This is a genomic window from Stenotrophomonas maltophilia (assembly GCF_047782825.1).
GTDB lineage: Bacteria > Pseudomonadota > Gammaproteobacteria > Xanthomonadales > Xanthomonadaceae > Stenotrophomonas.
Map to the genome: position 1 here is coordinate 2,029,314 of NZ_CP180589.1, position 16,135 is coordinate 2,045,448.

Genomic DNA, 16,135 nt, shown 5'->3' on the forward strand with positions numbered 1-16,135 from the left:
TTCCCCCCACAATTTTGCGGGCGCCCCCGCCCCACCTAGAATGGCGTCATGAGCACCCTGACTTTCCGTGCCGCCACGTCGGCCGACATCCCCGCCCTGATCACCCTGGTCACTTCGGCCTACCGTGGCGACGCCAGCCGCGCCGGCTGGACCACCGAAGCCGACCTGCTGGACGGCGCCCGCATCGATGCCGAAGGCATCCAGGGCGACCTGGACCGGCCGCGCTCGACCATCCTGCTGGCCGAACGCGAGGGCCGCCTGGTGGCCTGCGCCCACGTCGCCGATGTCGACGGCAAGGGTTACTTCGGCATGTTCTCGGTGGACCCGGCCCAGCAGGGCGGTGGCGTCGGCAAGCAGCTGATGGATGCGGCCGAAGCCCATGCCGCGCGCGAGTGGAACGTGCCGGTGATGCAGATGACGGTGATCGACGTGCGCGACGAACTGATCGCCTTCTACGAGCGCCGCGGTTACCAGCGCACCGGCATCAAGAAGCCGTTCCCCTACGGCGATGAGCGCTTCGGCATTCCCAAGCGCGACGACCTGCGCTTCGAGATCCTGGAAAAGACGCTGGCCGGGGCATCGGCATGAGCGAGGCCTGGACCTTCGTCTGCGCCGGCAGCGAGCTGCTGCCGGGCGAAATGAAGAGCGTGTTCGATGAAGTGACCGGCACGCCCATCGTGGTGTTCAACCTGGATGGCGAGCTGTACGCGCTGGAAGACCAGTGCACGCACGAGGAATTCGAGCTGTCCTCGGGCGAGTTCAACACCACCGAAGGCAGCGTGGAGTGCGTGCTGCATGGCGCCCGCTTCGATGTACGCGACGGCCGCGCTCTGTGCGCCCCGGCCTATTCCCCGGTGCCCAAGTTCCCGGTGAAGCGCGAGCGCGACGCCATCTGGACCCGCGACGACCGCGATTGAGGCGGCGTACCGCTTCCAGAGAGCCCAGCCATGGGCTGGCCCCACTGAACCGCCCCACGGGCCCTGCAGAGCCCTCTCCGGCCATCCGGGCGGCGCGCCAGACCCCGCATATGCGAATCATTATCGTTGATGTTATCCTGCGCAACGGATTCGTAACGATTTGTCATCACCCGCGCCATGGCTTCGCCCGCGCCCACCGCCACGCTGTGCCAGCTCGCCCGCCAGGGGTGGCCGCTGCTCGTGGCCGCGCTGCTGACGCTGTGGCTGGGCTGGTCGGCGCTGCAGGAAGGCCGCGGTGTCGATCGTTTCAGCGGCCAGGCCGGTTGGCAGGCACAACGGGACGAAGGCGCGCAGGCAACCCCTGCCCCCCTTCCGGCCGGTGATGAGTGCCCGCACCATGCCGCACCCGCCCCGGAAGCCCCGTTCGACGGCGATGGCAGCACGACCTGCGTGGGCATCGCCCCGGCGCGCCCCCCGCTGGTCGCCCATGTTCCGCTGTGGCCCTCCGATGCCCTGCGCTGGCACCAGCCTGATCCCTCGCTGCGCCTGAACCCCGGCCACGCGCCCCCCGCACCGCACGCCTGCTGAGGCGCCCTGCGGCATCTGCCGTGCGCCTGTTGCAGTGAGTTCCCGCCGGGCATCACCCGGCGCTGCACAACGCCTTCGCCTCCCGTCGCCGCGCATCTTCCGCGCCCGGCCGGTCTCCGCTCATTCCGATCCACGCCACTGGCACCCATGCCCATGACCCATATCACCTCCCGCAAGCACGCCCCGCGCGTTTCCCTGCTCGCCACCGCCACCCTCGCCGCCGGCTTCGCGCCGCTGGCCGCACAGGCCGCCGACGACGCCGCGTCCAGCAAGGCCACCGATCTGGACAAGATCCAGGTGCGGGGCAGCTGGTTCAATCCGTCCTCGCCGAAGTTCACCGCCGAACTGCTGGACACCCCCAAGTCGGTGTCGATCGTGTCGGAAAAGCTGATCGCCGAAACCGGTGCGACCAACCTGCAGGACGCACTGCGCATGGTGCCGGGCATCACCTTCGGTGCCGGCGAAGGCGGCAACCCGACCGGTGACCGTCCCTTCATCCGCGGCTTCGATTCGCAGAGCAACATGTTCGTCGATGGCCTGCGCGACGTCGGTTCGCAGACCCGCGAAATCTTCGACCTGGAGCAGGTGGAAGTGGTCAAGGGCCCGAGCTCGGCCTATGGCGGCCGCGACTCCGGCGGCGGCAGCCTGAACCTGGTGAGCAAGACCCCGAAGCTGAAGAACGAAACCAGCGCCAGCATGGGCATCGGCACCGACAGCTACGCCCGTGGCACCGTCGATGCCAACTACATGCTCGGCGATGGCATTGCCGCCCGCCTGAACCTGATGAAGCACGAGTCGGACATCGCCGGCCGTGATGCGGCCAACGTCAGCCGCTGGGGCATCGCCCCGTCCATCGCCTTCGGCCTGGACGGCCCGGCACAGCTGATCGCCAGCCACTACCACATGGAAAGCGACGACCTGCCCGACGCCGGCGGCTTCCCGTACGGCAACCCGAACGGCGCGCCTGTGTCCAAGTGGGTCGACGGCCGCCCGATGGTGCCCGACCGCAACAACTACTACGGCCTGGTCGACCGCGATTTCCAGCGCACCCGCGCCGACATCAGCACCCTGGACGGCAGCTATGACTTCGGTGGCCACAAGCTGCGCAACATCGCGCGCCTGGGCAACACCAGCAACGACTACCTGTGGACCCAGCCGGACGACAGCCAGGGCAACCCGAACAACTACGGCACGCTGTGGCGCCGCACCAACAGCCGCGCGGTGGACGTCAAGAGCTTTGCCGACCAGCTGAGCCTGACCGGCGCCTTCCAGACCGGCGCGCTGAAGCACAGCTACAGCGCCGGCGCGGAGTACAGCGACGAGAAGATGACCCGCGGCAGCTACCTGATGACCCCGGGCACCAACAACCCGCTGACCAACAGCAGCAAGTGCCCGACCACCGGCGCCGCCACCGGCTACAACTGCACCAGCTTCGCCAACCCGAACCCGAACGATCCGTGGTCGGCCACCCATGCGGTCTATCGCAGCAACAAGGCACTGGACGTCGAGCAGCGCACCAAGACCACGTCCGCCTATCTGTTCGACACGATCGAGCTGAACGCCCAGTGGAGCGTGAACCTGGGCCTGCGCTACGACGACTTCAGCACCACCCTGACCACCCCGGTGGCCAACGCCGCGCCGACCCGCGTGCGCAATGACAACGACTTCCTGAACTACCAGGCAGGTGTTGTCTTCAAGCCGGCCGCCAACGGCAGCATCTACCTGTCCTGGGGCACCTCCTCCACCCCGCCGGGCATGGACGGCGGCGACGGTTCCGATGGCCTGAGCGCCGCCGTGGCCGACCTCAAGCCGCAGGACACGAAGAATCTGGAACTGGGCACCAAGTGGGACCTGTTCGACAACCGCCTGAACCTGACCGCCGCCGTGTTCCACACCGTGATGAACAATGCGCGCGTGACCGTCGACAACGGCACCAGCCAGAACGCCGGCAAGAAGGAGATCAACGGCTTCGAGCTGGGCTTTACCGGCCAGCTGACCGAAGCCTGGAGCCTGTACGGCGGCTACACCTACCTGGATTCGGAACTGAAGGACAACGGCTTCGTCTGCGCCGTGTCCGGCCGCACCTGCCCCAGCGGCGTCTACGTCCCGTCGCCCTACAACGGCAACGAGTTCCCCAATACTGCAAAGCACAGCGCCACCCTGTGGAGCACCTACCGCTTCCCGTTCGGCCTGACCGTCGGCGCCGGTGCCAACTACTCGGACAAGCAGTACGGTGATGTGGCCAACACCAAGTGGATCGCCAGCTACACCCGCTTCGACGCGATGGCCAGCTACGCGATCCAGGACAACATCAGCCTGCAGTTGAACGTGCAGAACCTGACCGACAAGACCTACTTCACCAAGGCCTATGCCTCGCACTACGCGAGCATTGCCCCGGGTCGCTCGGCCACCCTGGCGCTGAACGTGAAGTTCTGATGTAACCATGCTCCACTGCGGCGGCAGGCTCTCCTGCCGCCGTTATTGTTTCCGGCGATACTCACCCCATGGTTACCCGCACTCCCATCGACAGCGATGCCCTGGCCGAGCTGCTGCAGCGCGATCCGCAGGCGGCCTTCGCGCACGTGCGCGATGCTGCACAGGCCGGACAGGTCGACGCACAACTGCTGCTCGCGCAGATGTACATGGATGGCAAGGGCACCACGCAGGACGCTTCCGCAGCGCTGCTCTGGTACGAAACCGCGGCCAACAACGGCGCGCCGATGGCGATGAACATGCTCGGCCGCTGCCATGAGCTGGGCCAGGGCACGGCGGCGGACCCTACGCTGGCGGCGGTGTGGTACCGGCGCGCGGCCGACACCGGCCTGGACTGGGGCCTGTACAACCTGGCCAACCTGCTGGCCACCGGCCGCGGCGTGCCACAGGACCGCGCGCAGGCGCTGGCGCTGTACACCCGCGCCGCGCACCTGGGTCACGCCAAATCGATGAACCTGCTGGCGCGCCACCTGGAAGACGGGCTGGAGATCGAGCGCGATCCGCAGGCCGCACTGGGCTGGTACCGGCGTGCGGCCGAGACCGGCGATTTCCGTGGCCAGGCCAACTATGCCTCGATCCTGCTGCAGGCCGGCCAGGTCGACCAGGCCGTGCACTGGCTGCAGCTGGCGCTGGCTCACGGCAGCCCGGCGTTCATGGCGCACATCGTGCCGGAGCTGGCGGCGTCCCCGCATCCGCAGGTGCGTGCGCTGGTCGCGCCGCCATCCCACTGAGGAGTTCCGCATGCTGCTGCACATCCCCGACATCCTCAGCGCCGCGCAGGTGGCCGAGTTCCGCCGCCACCTCGACGCCGCCGACTGGACCGATGGCCGCGAGACGGTTGGCCATCTGGGCGCCCAGGCCAAGCACAACCAGCAGCTGCCGGAAGCCTCGCCGCTGCGCCGCGAGCTGGGCGAGATCATCCTCGTCGCGCTGGCCCGGCACCCGCTGTTCTTCAGCGCGGCACTGCCGCTGAAGTACCTGCCGCCGCGCTTCAACCGCTACACCGGCGGTGGCACCTACGGCTTCCATGTCGATGGCGCGGTGATGAACCTGGGCAACGGCGAACAGCTGCGATCGGACATCTCCTGCACCCTGTTCCTGTCCGATCCGGACGAGTACGAGGGCGGCGAGCTGATCATCAGCGACACCTACGGCGAGCACGAGGTGAAGCTGCCGGCCGGCGACCTGATCGTGTACCCGTCCAGCAGCCTGCACCAGGTCAATCCGGTCACCCGTGGCACGCGCGTGGCCTCGTTCTTCTGGGTGCAGAGCATGGTCCGCGACGACGCACAGCGGCGCCTGCTGTGGGAAATGGACACCTCCATCGAACGCCTGCGGCAGACCGGCGGCGATGCCGGCGCCGTGCTGCAGCTGACCGGCGTGTACCACAACCTGCTGCGCCGCTGGAGCGAGGTCTGACCGCCGTTTCGACCGGCCTGCGACACTTTGGCAATCATTCTCATTTGCAAGCGCTAACAGCTCTCATTACAATCACGCCCCGTTGACGCCGGATGGTCCGGCGCACCGCCCGGGGTTCCCTGCCTTGCTTCGCCCGCTCCGCCCTCGCCCGCTCCGCCTTGTGCAGCTCGGCACCGCCATGCGCGGCCGTCGCCCTGCCGTGGCCAGCCTGTTGGCGTGGGTCGCGATGCTGGCGCTGCTGCTGGGCGCCCTGCCGCTGCTGCCGCATGGGCAGGCTGACGCCGCCGCACAGGCATGGCAGCAGCCGATGGAAGGCCGCGGTGGTGAAGTGCCGGTGGAAGAAGACGCACCGGCCAAGCTGCGCCGCTGCGCGTCGGTGCCGGTGAAGACCGCCGACAAGGCGCCCGCGCCCCTGCTGCTGGCCAGCCACTGGCTGCGCAGCGAACTGGATCTGGTTCCCCTCGCCCCGGCCAACACCGGGGTTCGTCCGCACTGGCCGCTGGCCGCGCCGGACACGCCGTGGGCCGATGCGCCCGGGCGCCGCCAGCAACGCGGCCAGGCCCCGCCGTTGGCCTGATCTTCGGCCCCTCGTGACCGCCCTTGCGGTCGCGCCTGCGCGCCGCTGCCTGTTCCATCCCCGTCTGCTTCATCCCTGCGGGCCCTGACCGGGCCTTCCCGTGCCTGCCGCGCATCCTGCGCCGGCATCGCGCCCCCCTGCATCCTTTGAGGTTACTGCCATGGCCCAGCGCCATCGTGTCCGTTCGTCCCTGTCCCGCCACCTGCTGACCAGCGCCGTGCTGGCCGCCTTCGCCAGCCCCGCCTTCGCCCATGGCGATGCCGCCGGCGCCCCGCAGACCCTGGACAAGGTGGTCGTCACCGCCTCCGGTTTCGAACAGAAAGTGGTCGATGCACCAGCCAGCATCAGCGTGGTCAGCCGCGAGGAACTGAGCAAGCGGCCGTACACCAACCTGGTGGATGCACTGCGCGATGTCGAAGGCATCGACGTCGGCCTGGAAGCGAGCGACAAGAACGGCCGCGCCACCATTTCCATGCGTGGCCTGCCGTCCGAGTACACCCTGGTGCTGATCGACGGCCGCCGCCAGAGCAACGTCGGCCAGCTGTACCCGAACAACTTCGGCGGTGGCCAGTTCGCCTACCTGCCGCCGCTGGATGCCATCGAGCGCATCGAAGTGGTGCGCGGCCCGATGTCCACCCTGTACGGCTCCGATGCGATGGGCGGCGTGATCAACATCATCACCCGCCGCAACCAGGACAGCTGGCATGGCGCGCTCACCCAGGGCTTCACCGTGCAGCAGGATGACCAGTTCGGCGATGCGCGCACCACCGACCTGTACCTGAGCGGCCCGCTGGTGAAGGACCGCATCGGCCTGGCCGTGCGTGGCAGCTACTACGATGCCAAGGCATCGAACCCGGAATGGGATGCGCTGCCCCTGCCCGACGGCACCCTGTGGGAGCGCAGCATCGGCTTCGGCGGCGGCGGCAAGTCGGTGGCCAACACCAACTGGAACACCGGCCTGCGCCTGAACTTCCACGTCAACGACGACCACGAACTGTGGCTGGACTACGACGTGTCGCGGCAGAAGTACGACAACAGCGAAGGCCAGACCGGCACCCTGGACAGCCTGGCCAGCCTGTGGCGCGTCGGCAACGCGGTCATTCCCAACCCGAATGGCAGCGGCACCGTCACCCGCCGCGTGGTGCAGCCGCGGGTGGGCTACACCGCCTACCAGCGCTACGAGCGCGACCAGGTGTCGCTGACCCACCAGGGCCGCTACAGCTTCGGCACCTGGCAGACCTCGCTGACCCACAGCAAGAGCAACAACCTGGGTCGCTCGCTGCCGCTGACCCTGGACGAGCGCGCCGACCTGCAGACCCTGTGGAACGACGTCTGCCGCCGCACCGGCGCCGCCAACAACTGCGCTGCCGGCCGCAACAATGCGCTGGGCGTACTCAATGCCAGCGAAATGGCGCGCCTGCAGGCCTTCCTGCCGCGCCCGCTGCGCACCATGGAACTGGAAGGCTACGTGCTGGACACGATGCTCGACCTGGACTTCGGCGCGCACAAGCTGACCGTGGGCGGCCAGTACAACGACACCGACATGATCGACGGCGTGTTCGGCATGGACGGCGCCGGCTACCGCAGCAACACCAAGCAGAAGCACCGCATGTGGGCGCTGTTCGCCGAGGACAACTGGTCGCTGACCGACACCCTCACGGCCACCTTCGGCCTGCGCTACGACGACCACAACGTGTTCGGCAGCCATGTCAGCCCGCGCGGCTACCTGGTGTGGAATGCCAGCGATGCGTGGACCTTCAAGGGTGGCGTCAGCACCGGCTACAAGACCCCGCGCCCGGACCAGCTGTTCCCCGGCATCAGCGGCTTCGGTGGCCAGGGCGTGCTGCCGCTGGTGGGTTCGCCCAACCTGAAGCCGGAAACCAGCACCAACTACGAGCTGGCCGCGTACTACGAAGGCCAGCGCTGGGGCTTGAACGTCACCGGCTTCATCAACAAGTTCGATGACAAGATCGCCAGCGGCGGCACCTTCCCGAACTGCGAAGTGGCCCCGGCCGGCAGCGGCTACTGCGTGGATATCGGTCCGGGCTGGGCGGCGCTGGGCTACAGCACCTTCACCCAGAGCGTGAACATCGACAAGGCCGAAACGCGCGGTGCCGAGCTGGCCGCGCACGTGGACCTGCTGGACAGCCTGCAGCTGCGCGGCAACTACACCTGGACCAAGAGCGAACAGACCAGCGGCGCGCAGAAGGGCCTGCCGATTGCCGGCACCACCCCGGCCAAGCACATGGCCAACGCCAGCCTGAACTGGCAGCTCAACGATGCCATCAGCCTGTCGCTGATCGGCGAAGGCCGCTACGACCGCTACCGCGACACGATCCTGGATGCCAACGGCAGCAGCCACAACCGCTACTACCAGGACTACACGATCTTCCACCTGGGCGGCAGCTGGAAAGCCACCTCGTGGCTGACCGTCAATGCCCGGGTCAACAACCTGCTGGACAAGGACTTCGTTTCGCAGTCGTGCCTGCTGATCAGCCAGAGCGAATACAACTGCGTGGACGACTACGCGACCAAGGACCAGCGTCGTAGTTACTGGATCTCCCTCAACGCGAAGTTCTGACCACGCGCAGGCCCTCCCGCACGGCATCCACGCATGGCGTGGATCTACTGCACCGGTAGTGCCGGCCGCTGGCCGGCATTGCCCGGGCCCTCCCCCACGGGATACACAACGACACGCAATTGCGAGCCATTCTCAACAATGATGTAATGGGCAGTCTCCGCTCTTCCAGAACCGCGCCGTGAGCCGTCCTGCCTCTTCCACCGTGCAGCAGCAACAGAGCCGTGGCTTCTGGCTGCGTACGCTGCACCAGTGGCACTGGATCAGCTCGGCGGTGTGCCTGATCGGCATGCTGCTGTTTGCAGTGACCGGCCTGACCCTGAACCACGCGGCGAAGATCGAAGCCAAGCCGCAGGTGCAGAACCAGCAGCTGGAACTGCCGGCAGCGCTGCTGGGCCAGCTGGGTGACCGTGAGGACGGCAATGCGCCCATTCCGCGCCCGGCCCGGCAATGGCTGGATGCGCAGCTGGGCATCGCCATTGGCGGCCGCCCGGCCGAATGGTCGGCGGAGGAAATCTACCTGTCGCTGCCGCGCCCCGGCGGCGATGCCTGGTTGAGCATCGACCGCGAAAGTGGTGCGGTGGAATACGAGTCGACCTCGCGTGGCGCGGTGTCCTACCTCAACGACCTGCACAAGGGCCGCAACGCCGGCCCGGCGTGGGGCTGGTTCCTGGACCTGTTCGCGGTGGCCTGCCTGGTGTTCTGCATCACCGGCCTGTTCCTGCTGCACCTGCATGCGCGGCAGCGGCGCATGACCTGGCCCCTGGTCGGCCTGGGCTTGATGATTCCGCTGCTGATCGCCCTGCTGCTGATCCACTGACTTCCATCCGTTCCCTCCGGAGCCGCCCCATGCGCGTCACCCTCACCATCGCCCTCAGCGGCCTGCTGGCCACCTCGCCGGCCTACGCGGCCACCCTCGACATCAACGTCGAAGTGCCCAAGCTCAACGTGGCCGAATACCACCGCCCGTATGTGGCCGTGTGGCTGGAAGGTGCCGACCAGAAGGTCGCTGCCAACCTGTCGGTCTGGTACCAGCAGACCAGCAACAGCGAAGGCCATGGCACCAAGTGGCTGCCCGACCTGCGCCAGTGGTGGCGCAAGAGCGGCCGCACCCTGCAGGTGCCGGTGGACGGCGTGACCGGCCCGACCCGCCCGGCCGGCAAGCACGCGCTGTCCTTCACCGACAAGCAGCCGGCGCTGAAGCAGCTGGCCCCGGGCAACTACACCCTGGTGGTGGAAGCGGTGCGCGAAGTCGGCGGCCGTGAACTGCTGAAGATCCCCTTCACCTGGCCGGCCACCGCCGCGCAGAACGGCAAGGCGCAGGGCGCCACCGAACTGGGCCAGGTCACCCTGGCCGTCAAGCCGTAACTGCATGACCGGGGTCGGATCCCTTCCGCAGGATGGGCTCTGACCCCATCGCCCTATCCCTCGGGGTCAGAGCCCTTTCCGTTGGAAAGGGATCCGACCCCTTCCAACTGGAGTCTTCCGCATGAAGCGCACGCTCGTCCTCGCCGCCGCCCTGGCCGCTGCCCTTCCGTTCTCCGCCCTGGCCCACAAGGCCTGGCTGCTGCCCTCGCAGACCGTGATTGCCGGCAACGCGCCGTGGATCACCGTCGACGGCGCTGTTTCCAACGACCTGTTCTACTTCAACCACGTGCCGCTGCGCCTGGAATCGCTGGTCATCACTGCCCCGGACGGCAGCAGCGTGCAGCCGCAGAACGCGGCCACCGGCAAGTACCGCAGCGTGTTCGACATCGAACTGAAGCAGCAGGGCACCTACCGCATCGCCTCGGTCAATGACGGCCTGTTCGCCACCTACGAGCAGAACGGCGAGCGCAAGCGCTGGCGCGGCACCGCCGCCACCTTCGGCGAACTGCCCAAGGACGCGAAGAAGCTGGAAGTGAGCCAGTCGGTCGGCCGCGTGGAAACCTTCGTGACCAACGGCGCACCGAACAACACCGCGCTGAAGCCGACCAACCGCGGCATCGAACTGGTGGCCGTCGGCCATCCGAACGATCTGTTTGCCGGCGAGGAAGCCACCTTCCGCGTACTGGTCGACGGCAAGCCGAGCGCCGGCCTGGAATTCGAGATCGTGCGTGGCGCCACCCGCTACCGCAACGCGCAGGATGAGCTGAAGGTCACCAGCGATGCCAAGGGCGAGATCAAGGTCACCTGGCCGGAAGCTGGCATGTACTGGCTGGAAACCGGCACCGAAGACAACAAGACGTCGGTGAAGCAGGCCGCCAAGCGCCGCCTGAGCTACGTCGCCACGCTGGAAGTGCTGCCGCAGTGATGTGGACCGCGGTGCCGGGCACGCCCCGGCATCGCGCCTGCAACGCCCCACCATGACCGATTCCCCGCTCGATATCGCCCGCCTTGGCGGCACCACCATGGGCACCACCTGGAGCGTGTCGCTGGTCGCGCCACGCCGGCGTGACCTGCATCCGCTGCACGCCGGCATCCAGGCGCAGCTGGACGACGTGGTCGCGCAGATGAGCACCTGGGAACCCGCTTCGGATCTGAGCCGCTACAACGGCGCCGGCGCCGGCCAGTGGTGCACCCTGCCCGCCCAGACGCGCCAGGTGCTGGCATGCGCGCAGGCGATTGCCGCGGCCAGTGACGGTGCCTTCGACCCCACCCTCGGCCCGCTGGTCGCGCTGTGGGGCTTCGGTGCGCATGCCGGCGCACGCCGCGTGCCCGATGCTGCCACCCTGCAGGCCACGCGCGAACGCTGCGGTTGGCAGCACCTGCGCTGGCACGGCGATGCGCTGCTGCAGCCGGGCGGGCTGGAACTGGATCTCTCCGCCATCGCCAAGGGCTTCGGTGTCGACCACGTGGCCGCCTGGCTGCGCGCGCAGGATATCGGCGCCGCCCTGATCGAAGTGGGCGGCGAGCTGGCCGGGTTCGGCCGCAAACCCGATGGCCAACCGTGGCGTGTACTGGTCGAGTCGGCGCCGGAAGAAGACGCGCACAGCGACCTCCCGCCGCGCGTGCTGGCCCTGGAGGGCAAGGCCGTGGCCACCTCCGGCGACCGCTGGCACCAGTACCAGGCCGATGGCCAGGCCTTCAGCCACAGCCTGGACCCGCGCAGCGGCATGCCGGTGCGGCAGGTGGCCGCTGCGGTGACCGTGGTCGCCGACGATGCGATGCACGCCGATGCCTGGGCCACCGCCCTGACCGTACTGGGCCGCGAACAAGGCCTGGCGCTGGCCGAGCGCGAGCAGCTGGCGGTGCGCTATCTGCAACGCTCGCTGGATGGCCCCCGCGAATTCCTCAGCAGCGCCTTCCAGCGCCTGCTCGATGGGCAGGACGGATGAGCGCCCGCCCTGCACGCGCCCTGCTGGGCAACATCGCCATGCTTCTGCTGCTGGCGGTGATCGGCGGCGCCCTGCTGTACCTGCACCTGGGCGAGACCTGGTGGCCCGGGGCGCCGCCGGCACGGCAACAGCTGACGGCCGTGGCCGCCACCGCGTTGTACGCACTGGCCTGCGCTGCACTGTGGTGGCGCAGCCGCCCGCGTGACGATGCCGGCAGTGGCGATAGCGCACCGATTCTGCTGGTCTGGTCCAGCCAGACCGGCTTCGCCCATGAACTGGCCGAACGCAGCGCCGAAGCGCTGCGCGGTGCCGGCGTGCCGGTACGCGTGCGCGGCCTGCACGAGGTCGACATCGCCCTGCTCGACGGCAGCCAGCGCGCGTTGTTCATCGCCAGCACCACGGGCGAAGGCGACGCCCCCGACCATGCACTGCCCTTCCTGCGGCGGGTGATGGGCGCATCGCCTGCACTGGCCCATCTGCAGTTCGGTGTACTCGCGCTGGGCGACCGCAGCTACGGCCACTTCTGCGCATTCGGCCACCAGCTGGATGACTGGCTGCGCCAGCACGGTGCGCATCCGATGTTCGACGCCATCGAAGTCGACAATGCCGACCCGGCGGCCCTGCGCCATTGGCAGCAGCTGCTGGGCCAGATCGGCGGCGGCGCCAGCGAACTGCCGGACTGGAGTCCGGCCGAGTACCAGGCATGGCCGCTGCTGCAGCGCGCGCACCTGAACCCTGGCAGCCAGGGCGGCCCGGTGTACTGGCTGCGCCTGCAACCGCCGACGGACGGCAGCGCAGCGTGGCAGGCCGGCGACATCGCCGAGATCGGTCCCCAACATGCGGCGGCCAGTACGCGCGACTGGCTGCTCGAACGCAACTTCGATCCGGACCTTCTGCTGGACGATGGCCAGACCCTGCTCGCGCACGTGGTGCGTTCGCACCTGCCCAGTCTGGTGGCGCCGGGCGACCTGGCAGACCTGCGGGCTGCGCTGCAGCCGCTGCCGCATCGCGAATATTCCATCGCCTCGGTGATGGCCGATGGCGCGCTGGAGCTGCTGCTGCGCCGCCAGTTGCGTGCCGACGGCACACCGGGCATCGGCAGTGGCTGGCTGTGCGACCACGCCATCATCGGCGAACCGGTGCGGCTGCGCCTGCGCCGCAACGGGAATTTCCATGGTGTGCCCGCCGAGGTGCCGCTGTTGCTGATCGGCAACGGCACCGGCATCGCAGGCCTGCGCGCGCACCTGCACGAACGCGCGCGCAGCGGCGCACGCCGCACCTGGCTGCTGTTCGGTGAACGCTCGGCCGCGCACGATTTCCACTTCGGTGATGAACTGCAGGCGATGCGTGCCGAAGGCACGCTGGCGCGGCTGGATACGGTGTTCAGCCGTGACGGCGGCGCGCACCGCTATGTGCAGGACTGCCTACTGGCGGAAGCGGCGACGCTGCGGCAGTGGGTGGATGAAGGCGCCACGATCCTGGTCTGCGGCAGCCTGCAGGGCATGGCCCCGGCCGTGGATGCGGTGATCGAGCAGGTGCTGGGTGCCGAGGGCAAGGAAGCACTGCTGCTGGCCGGTCGTTACCGGCGCGACGTGTATTGACCACCGATCGGGGTCGGATCCCTTTCCGCAGGAAAGGGCTCTGACCCCAACCGCATCCACGCATGGCGTGGATCTACTGCGCGGTGGGGGTGGGTGCGGACCGTTGGTCCGCACTGACGACGCCCCATGAAGCCGGGCATGGCCCGGCGCTACCCGGCACTCGTTACCCGTATCGCCAACAACTCTCCGCCGCCCTGCAACGCATGCCGCTGCCGTTCACCGGCCGCCAACCACGCCGTATCCCCGACCTGCATGGGCGGCAGCCGACTGTCGGTGGCAAACTCCGCGTGCCCGGCCAGCAGGTACAGCGCCCACGCCACGCCGGGTTCGCAGAAGAAAAACATTGATCCCACCAACGGCCGATGCAGCAGCTCGGCCTGCAGCCGCCCGCGCTTCCACATCAGGTTGAAGTCGTGGGTGGTGCCGTCCACCAGTTCGCCCTGCAGCGTTTCTTCGCCGGCAAAACGCACCCGCCCATGCGGTGGCAGCACCTCGGCCACGCGGCCATCGGCAAACCGCAGGCGCACACCATTGCCCTGCAGCAGCACCAGCTCGCGCTCCACGCCGGGGAAGGAGGAAAACGCAGCGTCCTGCTCGATCTCGGCCACGGACAGGCGCAGCGCCCAGTCATCACCCTGCGCCGGCAGGCGCAGGATCTCGCGGGTCCAGCCCAGTCCATTCCGCCAGCGTTCGCGGCGGTAATCCAGGCTGGAAACCACCTGGCTCGGCGTGTGCAGCAGGTCTTCTATATCCATGCGCGCATTGCACCATGCCGCGCGCGATCGCGCATCACCGCGTGGCGACGTTGCCCGAACCACCACACTCGCCGCCCAGCAGCTGCGAATGCTTCAACCAGTCCTGGTCGGGGTAGTAGGCGAACACCATCGTGCCGCCGCGCAGCGCGTCGATCAGCGGCTTGGCCACCGACAGCCGTACCGCAGGGCAGCCGAGGCTGCGACCCAGCCGCCCCTGCAGGTGCGCGGTGGCCGGATTCACATAGGGCGCGCCATGGATGACGATCGCGCGTTCGCGTGCGCGGTCGTTGAAGCCGGGTTCCAGCCCGGCCAGGCGCAGCGAATAACCGTTGCCGCCCATGTAGGTCTCCTGCGCGGTGAACGCGCCGAGACTGGACATGAAGCTGCCCTCGCGGTTGGAAAAGTGCTCGGTGCGGTTGTTGCCGCTGTTGCGGCCGTGCGCCACCCATTCTTCGAACAGCAGGCGCTGGCGTGCCAGATCGAACACCCACAGGCGCGGCTCGGTGGACGGACGCGAGTAATCGATCACGCTCAGGCGTTCACCGTTGATGCCCAGTTCCGGCCGCTGCAGCGCACAGCGCATGGCATGGGCAGCCAGCTGCAGCACATGGCGGTCAGCGTTGGGCGCGGTGCGCGCGAGCAGCGCGGCAAGATCATCGGCGCTGCCGGTGATGGCAGCCGGCTGTGCCAGCGCCGGGGCGCTGGCCGAGGTCGCCAGCAGGCCAAGGGTGGCCAGCCGGCGCAGGCGGGAGGCGGGGATCGGCACGGCGTGTGATCTGGGGCTCAGGAACCCTTGAGAGTGGGCGCCGGCGGCTCGGATTCCAAGACCGGCTGCATTCCCGATTCAGCCGGGCTTGGGCGCACCGCCGGCAGCGAGGTGACCAGCAGGGTCGTGCCCGGCACCAGCACCTGGTACAGCTGGCGGGCGAAATCGGCCGGCAGCGCCATCGGCAGGGACGGCGTGGCCAGCAGGTCCGGGGTGGCCTGGGCGCGGTCCTGGCCCAGCAGCGGATAGGCCGTCCACTGGTGCAGGCGCTGCTGCGCATCCAACGGACTGGGGGTATCGCTGAAGCCCTGCCCCATCACGAACAGCGTGGTGCCCTGGAACGCCGGCAAGGCATCGGCCTTCAGCGGCGATTCGCCGATCATCACACCATCGCGCAGCACGTACAGACGCTGGTCGTGCAGGCTGACCAGGATGCCGACCTGGCCGCTGGGCGCGGCCGCGTCATCCCACCACGCCTTGTCCGGAGCGGCGCCCTCGGTTTCCGGCAAGGCCTGGCCGCGGGCGTTCACCGGCGCCAGCACGGCCGGATAGGCCAGGGTCATCGGCGCGCTCTTGGCATCGGCCACGACCACCGTATCGCCGCGCTGGGTTTCACTGAACAGCTTCTGCGCGAAGGCCTGCGGCAGGCGCACGCAGCCATGCGAGGCCGGGTGCCCGGGCAGGCTGCCGCCATGCAGGGCGATGCCGTCCCAGGTGAGCCGCTGCATGTAGGGCATCGGCGCGCTGTTGTAGAGGTTGGATTTGTGGTCCTTGTCCTTCTGCAGAATGGTGAACACGCCGGTAGGCGTTTCATGCCCGGCCTTGCCTGAGCTGATCGTGCTCAGGCCGATGGCGATGCCGTTGCGGTACACATAGGCCCGCTGTTCATCCAGGCTGACCACCAGCACGATGGGACCGGCCGGCGACACTTCCGGGTGCCAGAGGTACTCGCCGGGCTTGAGATCGGTGGGGCCACGCACCTGCGCGGTGGTGGCGGCGGGCGCGGCGGCGGGCGCAGCGGCCTGGGCCACCAGCGGCGCCACCAGGGCGAGTGCGAGCATCAGAGGCAGACGGTGCAGGGGCATCCAGCGGCTTCCAGTCCATGCGGAGCCCTCAACGTACAC

16 protein-coding genes are annotated in these 16,135 nt (G+C 68.5%); 13 read left to right on the forward strand and 3 right to left on the reverse strand.

Translation table 11 applies throughout. The features are described 5' to 3' along the window. The first annotated feature begins 48 nt into the window (after positions 1 to 48). The 13 genes from ACM2ZB_RS09395 to ACM2ZB_RS09455 all read left to right on the forward strand — a co-directional run bounded on the left by ACM2ZB_RS09395 (position 49) and on the right by ACM2ZB_RS09455 (position 13,490). The gene (locus ACM2ZB_RS09395; protein ID WP_416058293.1) at positions 49 to 588 is read left to right on the forward strand and encodes a GNAT family N-acetyltransferase; all 540 of its coding nucleotides are present in this window, start codon (positions 49 to 51) and stop codon (positions 586 to 588) included. Further along, entirely contained in the window at positions 585 to 917 is a 333-nt protein-coding gene (locus tag ACM2ZB_RS09400) for a non-heme iron oxygenase ferredoxin subunit (protein ID WP_416058294.1), read from the forward strand. Before ACM2ZB_RS09395 ends, ACM2ZB_RS09400 begins: the two co-directional genes overlap by 4 nt. 177 nt (positions 918 to 1,094) lie before the next feature. Further along, on the forward strand, positions 1,095 to 1,505 hold the full coding sequence (locus ACM2ZB_RS09405; RefSeq protein ID WP_416058295.1) for a hypothetical protein: 411 nt from the start codon (positions 1,095 to 1,097) through the stop codon (positions 1,503 to 1,505). 153 nt (positions 1,506 to 1,658) lie between these two features. Next, complete coding sequence (locus ACM2ZB_RS09410) at positions 1,659 to 3,941, forward strand: TonB-dependent receptor (RefSeq protein WP_416058296.1); 2,283 nt, start codon at positions 1,659 to 1,661, stop codon at positions 3,939 to 3,941. A 68-nt stretch (positions 3,942 to 4,009) separates the two neighbouring features. Next, on the forward strand, positions 4,010 to 4,729 hold the full coding sequence (locus ACM2ZB_RS09415; RefSeq protein WP_416058297.1) for a tetratricopeptide repeat protein: 720 nt from the start codon (positions 4,010 to 4,012) through the stop codon (positions 4,727 to 4,729). Positions 4,730 to 4,739: 10 nt separating this feature from the next. Continuing rightward, the gene (locus ACM2ZB_RS09420; protein WP_416058298.1) at positions 4,740 to 5,417 is read left to right on the forward strand and encodes a Fe2+-dependent dioxygenase; all 678 of its coding nucleotides are present in this window, start codon (positions 4,740 to 4,742) and stop codon (positions 5,415 to 5,417) included. A gap of 178 nt (positions 5,418 to 5,595) precedes the next feature. Beyond that, positions 5,596 to 5,994, forward strand: a complete 399-nt coding sequence (locus ACM2ZB_RS09425) for a hypothetical protein (protein ID WP_313435154.1) — start codon at positions 5,596 to 5,598, stop codon at positions 5,992 to 5,994. 160 nt (positions 5,995 to 6,154) lie between these two features. Beyond that, positions 6,155 to 8,575, forward strand: coding sequence for a TonB-dependent receptor domain-containing protein (locus ACM2ZB_RS09430; protein ID WP_416058299.1), 2,421 nt, complete (start codon positions 6,155 to 6,157; stop codon positions 8,573 to 8,575). Positions 8,576 to 8,753: 178 nt separating this feature from the next. Next, positions 8,754 to 9,392 (forward strand): PepSY-associated TM helix domain-containing protein, encoded by a 639-nt coding sequence (locus tag ACM2ZB_RS09435; protein ID WP_416058300.1) that lies wholly within the window; start codon positions 8,754 to 8,756, stop codon positions 9,390 to 9,392. A gap of 29 nt (positions 9,393 to 9,421) precedes the next feature. Continuing rightward, complete coding sequence (locus ACM2ZB_RS09440; RefSeq protein ID WP_006423068.1) at positions 9,422 to 9,940, forward strand: DUF2271 domain-containing protein; 519 nt, start codon at positions 9,422 to 9,424, stop codon at positions 9,938 to 9,940. 121 nt (positions 9,941 to 10,061) lie between these two features. After that, positions 10,062 to 10,865 carry a DUF4198 domain-containing protein gene (locus tag ACM2ZB_RS09445; protein WP_416058301.1) on the forward strand — a complete coding sequence of 268 codons (804 nt, stop codon included), beginning with the start codon at positions 10,062 to 10,064 and terminating at the stop codon, positions 10,863 to 10,865. A gap of 52 nt (positions 10,866 to 10,917) precedes the next feature. Then, positions 10,918 to 11,889 carry an FAD:protein FMN transferase gene (locus ACM2ZB_RS09450; protein ID WP_313435145.1) on the forward strand — a complete coding sequence of 324 codons (972 nt, stop codon included), beginning with the start codon at positions 10,918 to 10,920 and terminating at the stop codon, positions 11,887 to 11,889. Beyond that, positions 11,886 to 13,490, forward strand: a complete 1,605-nt coding sequence (locus tag ACM2ZB_RS09455) for a sulfite reductase subunit alpha (RefSeq protein WP_416058302.1) — start codon at positions 11,886 to 11,888, stop codon at positions 13,488 to 13,490. The genes ACM2ZB_RS09450 and ACM2ZB_RS09455 overlap by 4 nt, the downstream gene beginning before the upstream one ends. Positions 13,491 to 13,639: 149 nt before the next feature. On the opposite strand, the gene ACM2ZB_RS09460 is transcribed toward ACM2ZB_RS09455, so the two are convergent. Genes ACM2ZB_RS09460 through ACM2ZB_RS09470 form a run of 3 tightly spaced genes read right to left on the reverse strand, consistent with a single transcriptional unit; the run spans position 13,640 to position 16,096 of the window. Beyond that, on the reverse strand, positions 13,640 to 14,245 hold the full coding sequence (locus ACM2ZB_RS09460; RefSeq protein ID WP_416058303.1) for a HutD family protein: 606 nt from the start codon (positions 14,243 to 14,245) through the stop codon (positions 13,640 to 13,642). A 34-nt stretch (positions 14,246 to 14,279) separates the two neighbouring features. After that, positions 14,280 to 15,005 carry a murein L,D-transpeptidase catalytic domain family protein gene (locus tag ACM2ZB_RS09465; RefSeq protein WP_416058534.1) on the reverse strand — a complete coding sequence of 242 codons (726 nt, stop codon included), beginning with the start codon at positions 15,003 to 15,005 and terminating at the stop codon, positions 14,280 to 14,282. 23 nt (positions 15,006 to 15,028) lie between these two features. Next, positions 15,029 to 16,096 (reverse strand): L,D-transpeptidase, encoded by a 1,068-nt coding sequence (locus ACM2ZB_RS09470; protein ID WP_416058304.1) that lies wholly within the window; start codon positions 16,094 to 16,096, stop codon positions 15,029 to 15,031. Positions 16,097 to 16,135 lie beyond the last annotated feature (39 nt).

Bases quoted from the DNA above. Each gene is read 5' to 3' on its own strand.
- ACM2ZB_RS09410 (WP_416058296.1), top strand. From the start codon at position 1,659: ATGACCCATATCACCTCCCGCAAGCACGCCCCGCGCGTTTCCCTGCTC.
- ACM2ZB_RS09455 (WP_416058302.1), top strand. From the start codon at position 11,886: ATGAGCGCCCGCCCTGCACGCGCCCTGCTGGGCAACATCGCCATGCTT.
- ACM2ZB_RS09395 (WP_416058293.1), top strand. From the start codon at position 49: ATGAGCACCCTGACTTTCCGTGCCGCCACGTCGGCCGACATCCCCGCC.
- ACM2ZB_RS09440 (WP_006423068.1), top strand. From the start codon at position 9,422: ATGCGCGTCACCCTCACCATCGCCCTCAGCGGCCTGCTGGCCACCTCG.
- ACM2ZB_RS09445 (WP_416058301.1), top strand. From the start codon at position 10,062: ATGAAGCGCACGCTCGTCCTCGCCGCCGCCCTGGCCGCTGCCCTTCCG.
- ACM2ZB_RS09450 (WP_313435145.1), top strand. From the start codon at position 10,918: ATGACCGATTCCCCGCTCGATATCGCCCGCCTTGGCGGCACCACCATG.
- ACM2ZB_RS09425 (WP_313435154.1), top strand. From the start codon at position 5,596: ATGCGCGGCCGTCGCCCTGCCGTGGCCAGCCTGTTGGCGTGGGTCGCG.
- ACM2ZB_RS09405 (WP_416058295.1), top strand. From the start codon at position 1,095: ATGGCTTCGCCCGCGCCCACCGCCACGCTGTGCCAGCTCGCCCGCCAG.
- ACM2ZB_RS09415 (WP_416058297.1), top strand. From the start codon at position 4,010: ATGGTTACCCGCACTCCCATCGACAGCGATGCCCTGGCCGAGCTGCTG.
- ACM2ZB_RS09430 (WP_416058299.1), top strand. From the start codon at position 6,155: ATGGCCCAGCGCCATCGTGTCCGTTCGTCCCTGTCCCGCCACCTGCTG.
- ACM2ZB_RS09460 (WP_416058303.1), bottom strand. From the start codon at position 14,245: ATGGATATAGAAGACCTGCTGCACACGCCGAGCCAGGTGGTTTCCAGC.
- ACM2ZB_RS09400 (WP_416058294.1), top strand. From the start codon at position 585: ATGAGCGAGGCCTGGACCTTCGTCTGCGCCGGCAGCGAGCTGCTGCCG.
- ACM2ZB_RS09470 (WP_416058304.1), bottom strand. From the start codon at position 16,096: ATGCCCCTGCACCGTCTGCCTCTGATGCTCGCACTCGCCCTGGTGGCG.
- ACM2ZB_RS09420 (WP_416058298.1), top strand. From the start codon at position 4,740: ATGCTGCTGCACATCCCCGACATCCTCAGCGCCGCGCAGGTGGCCGAG.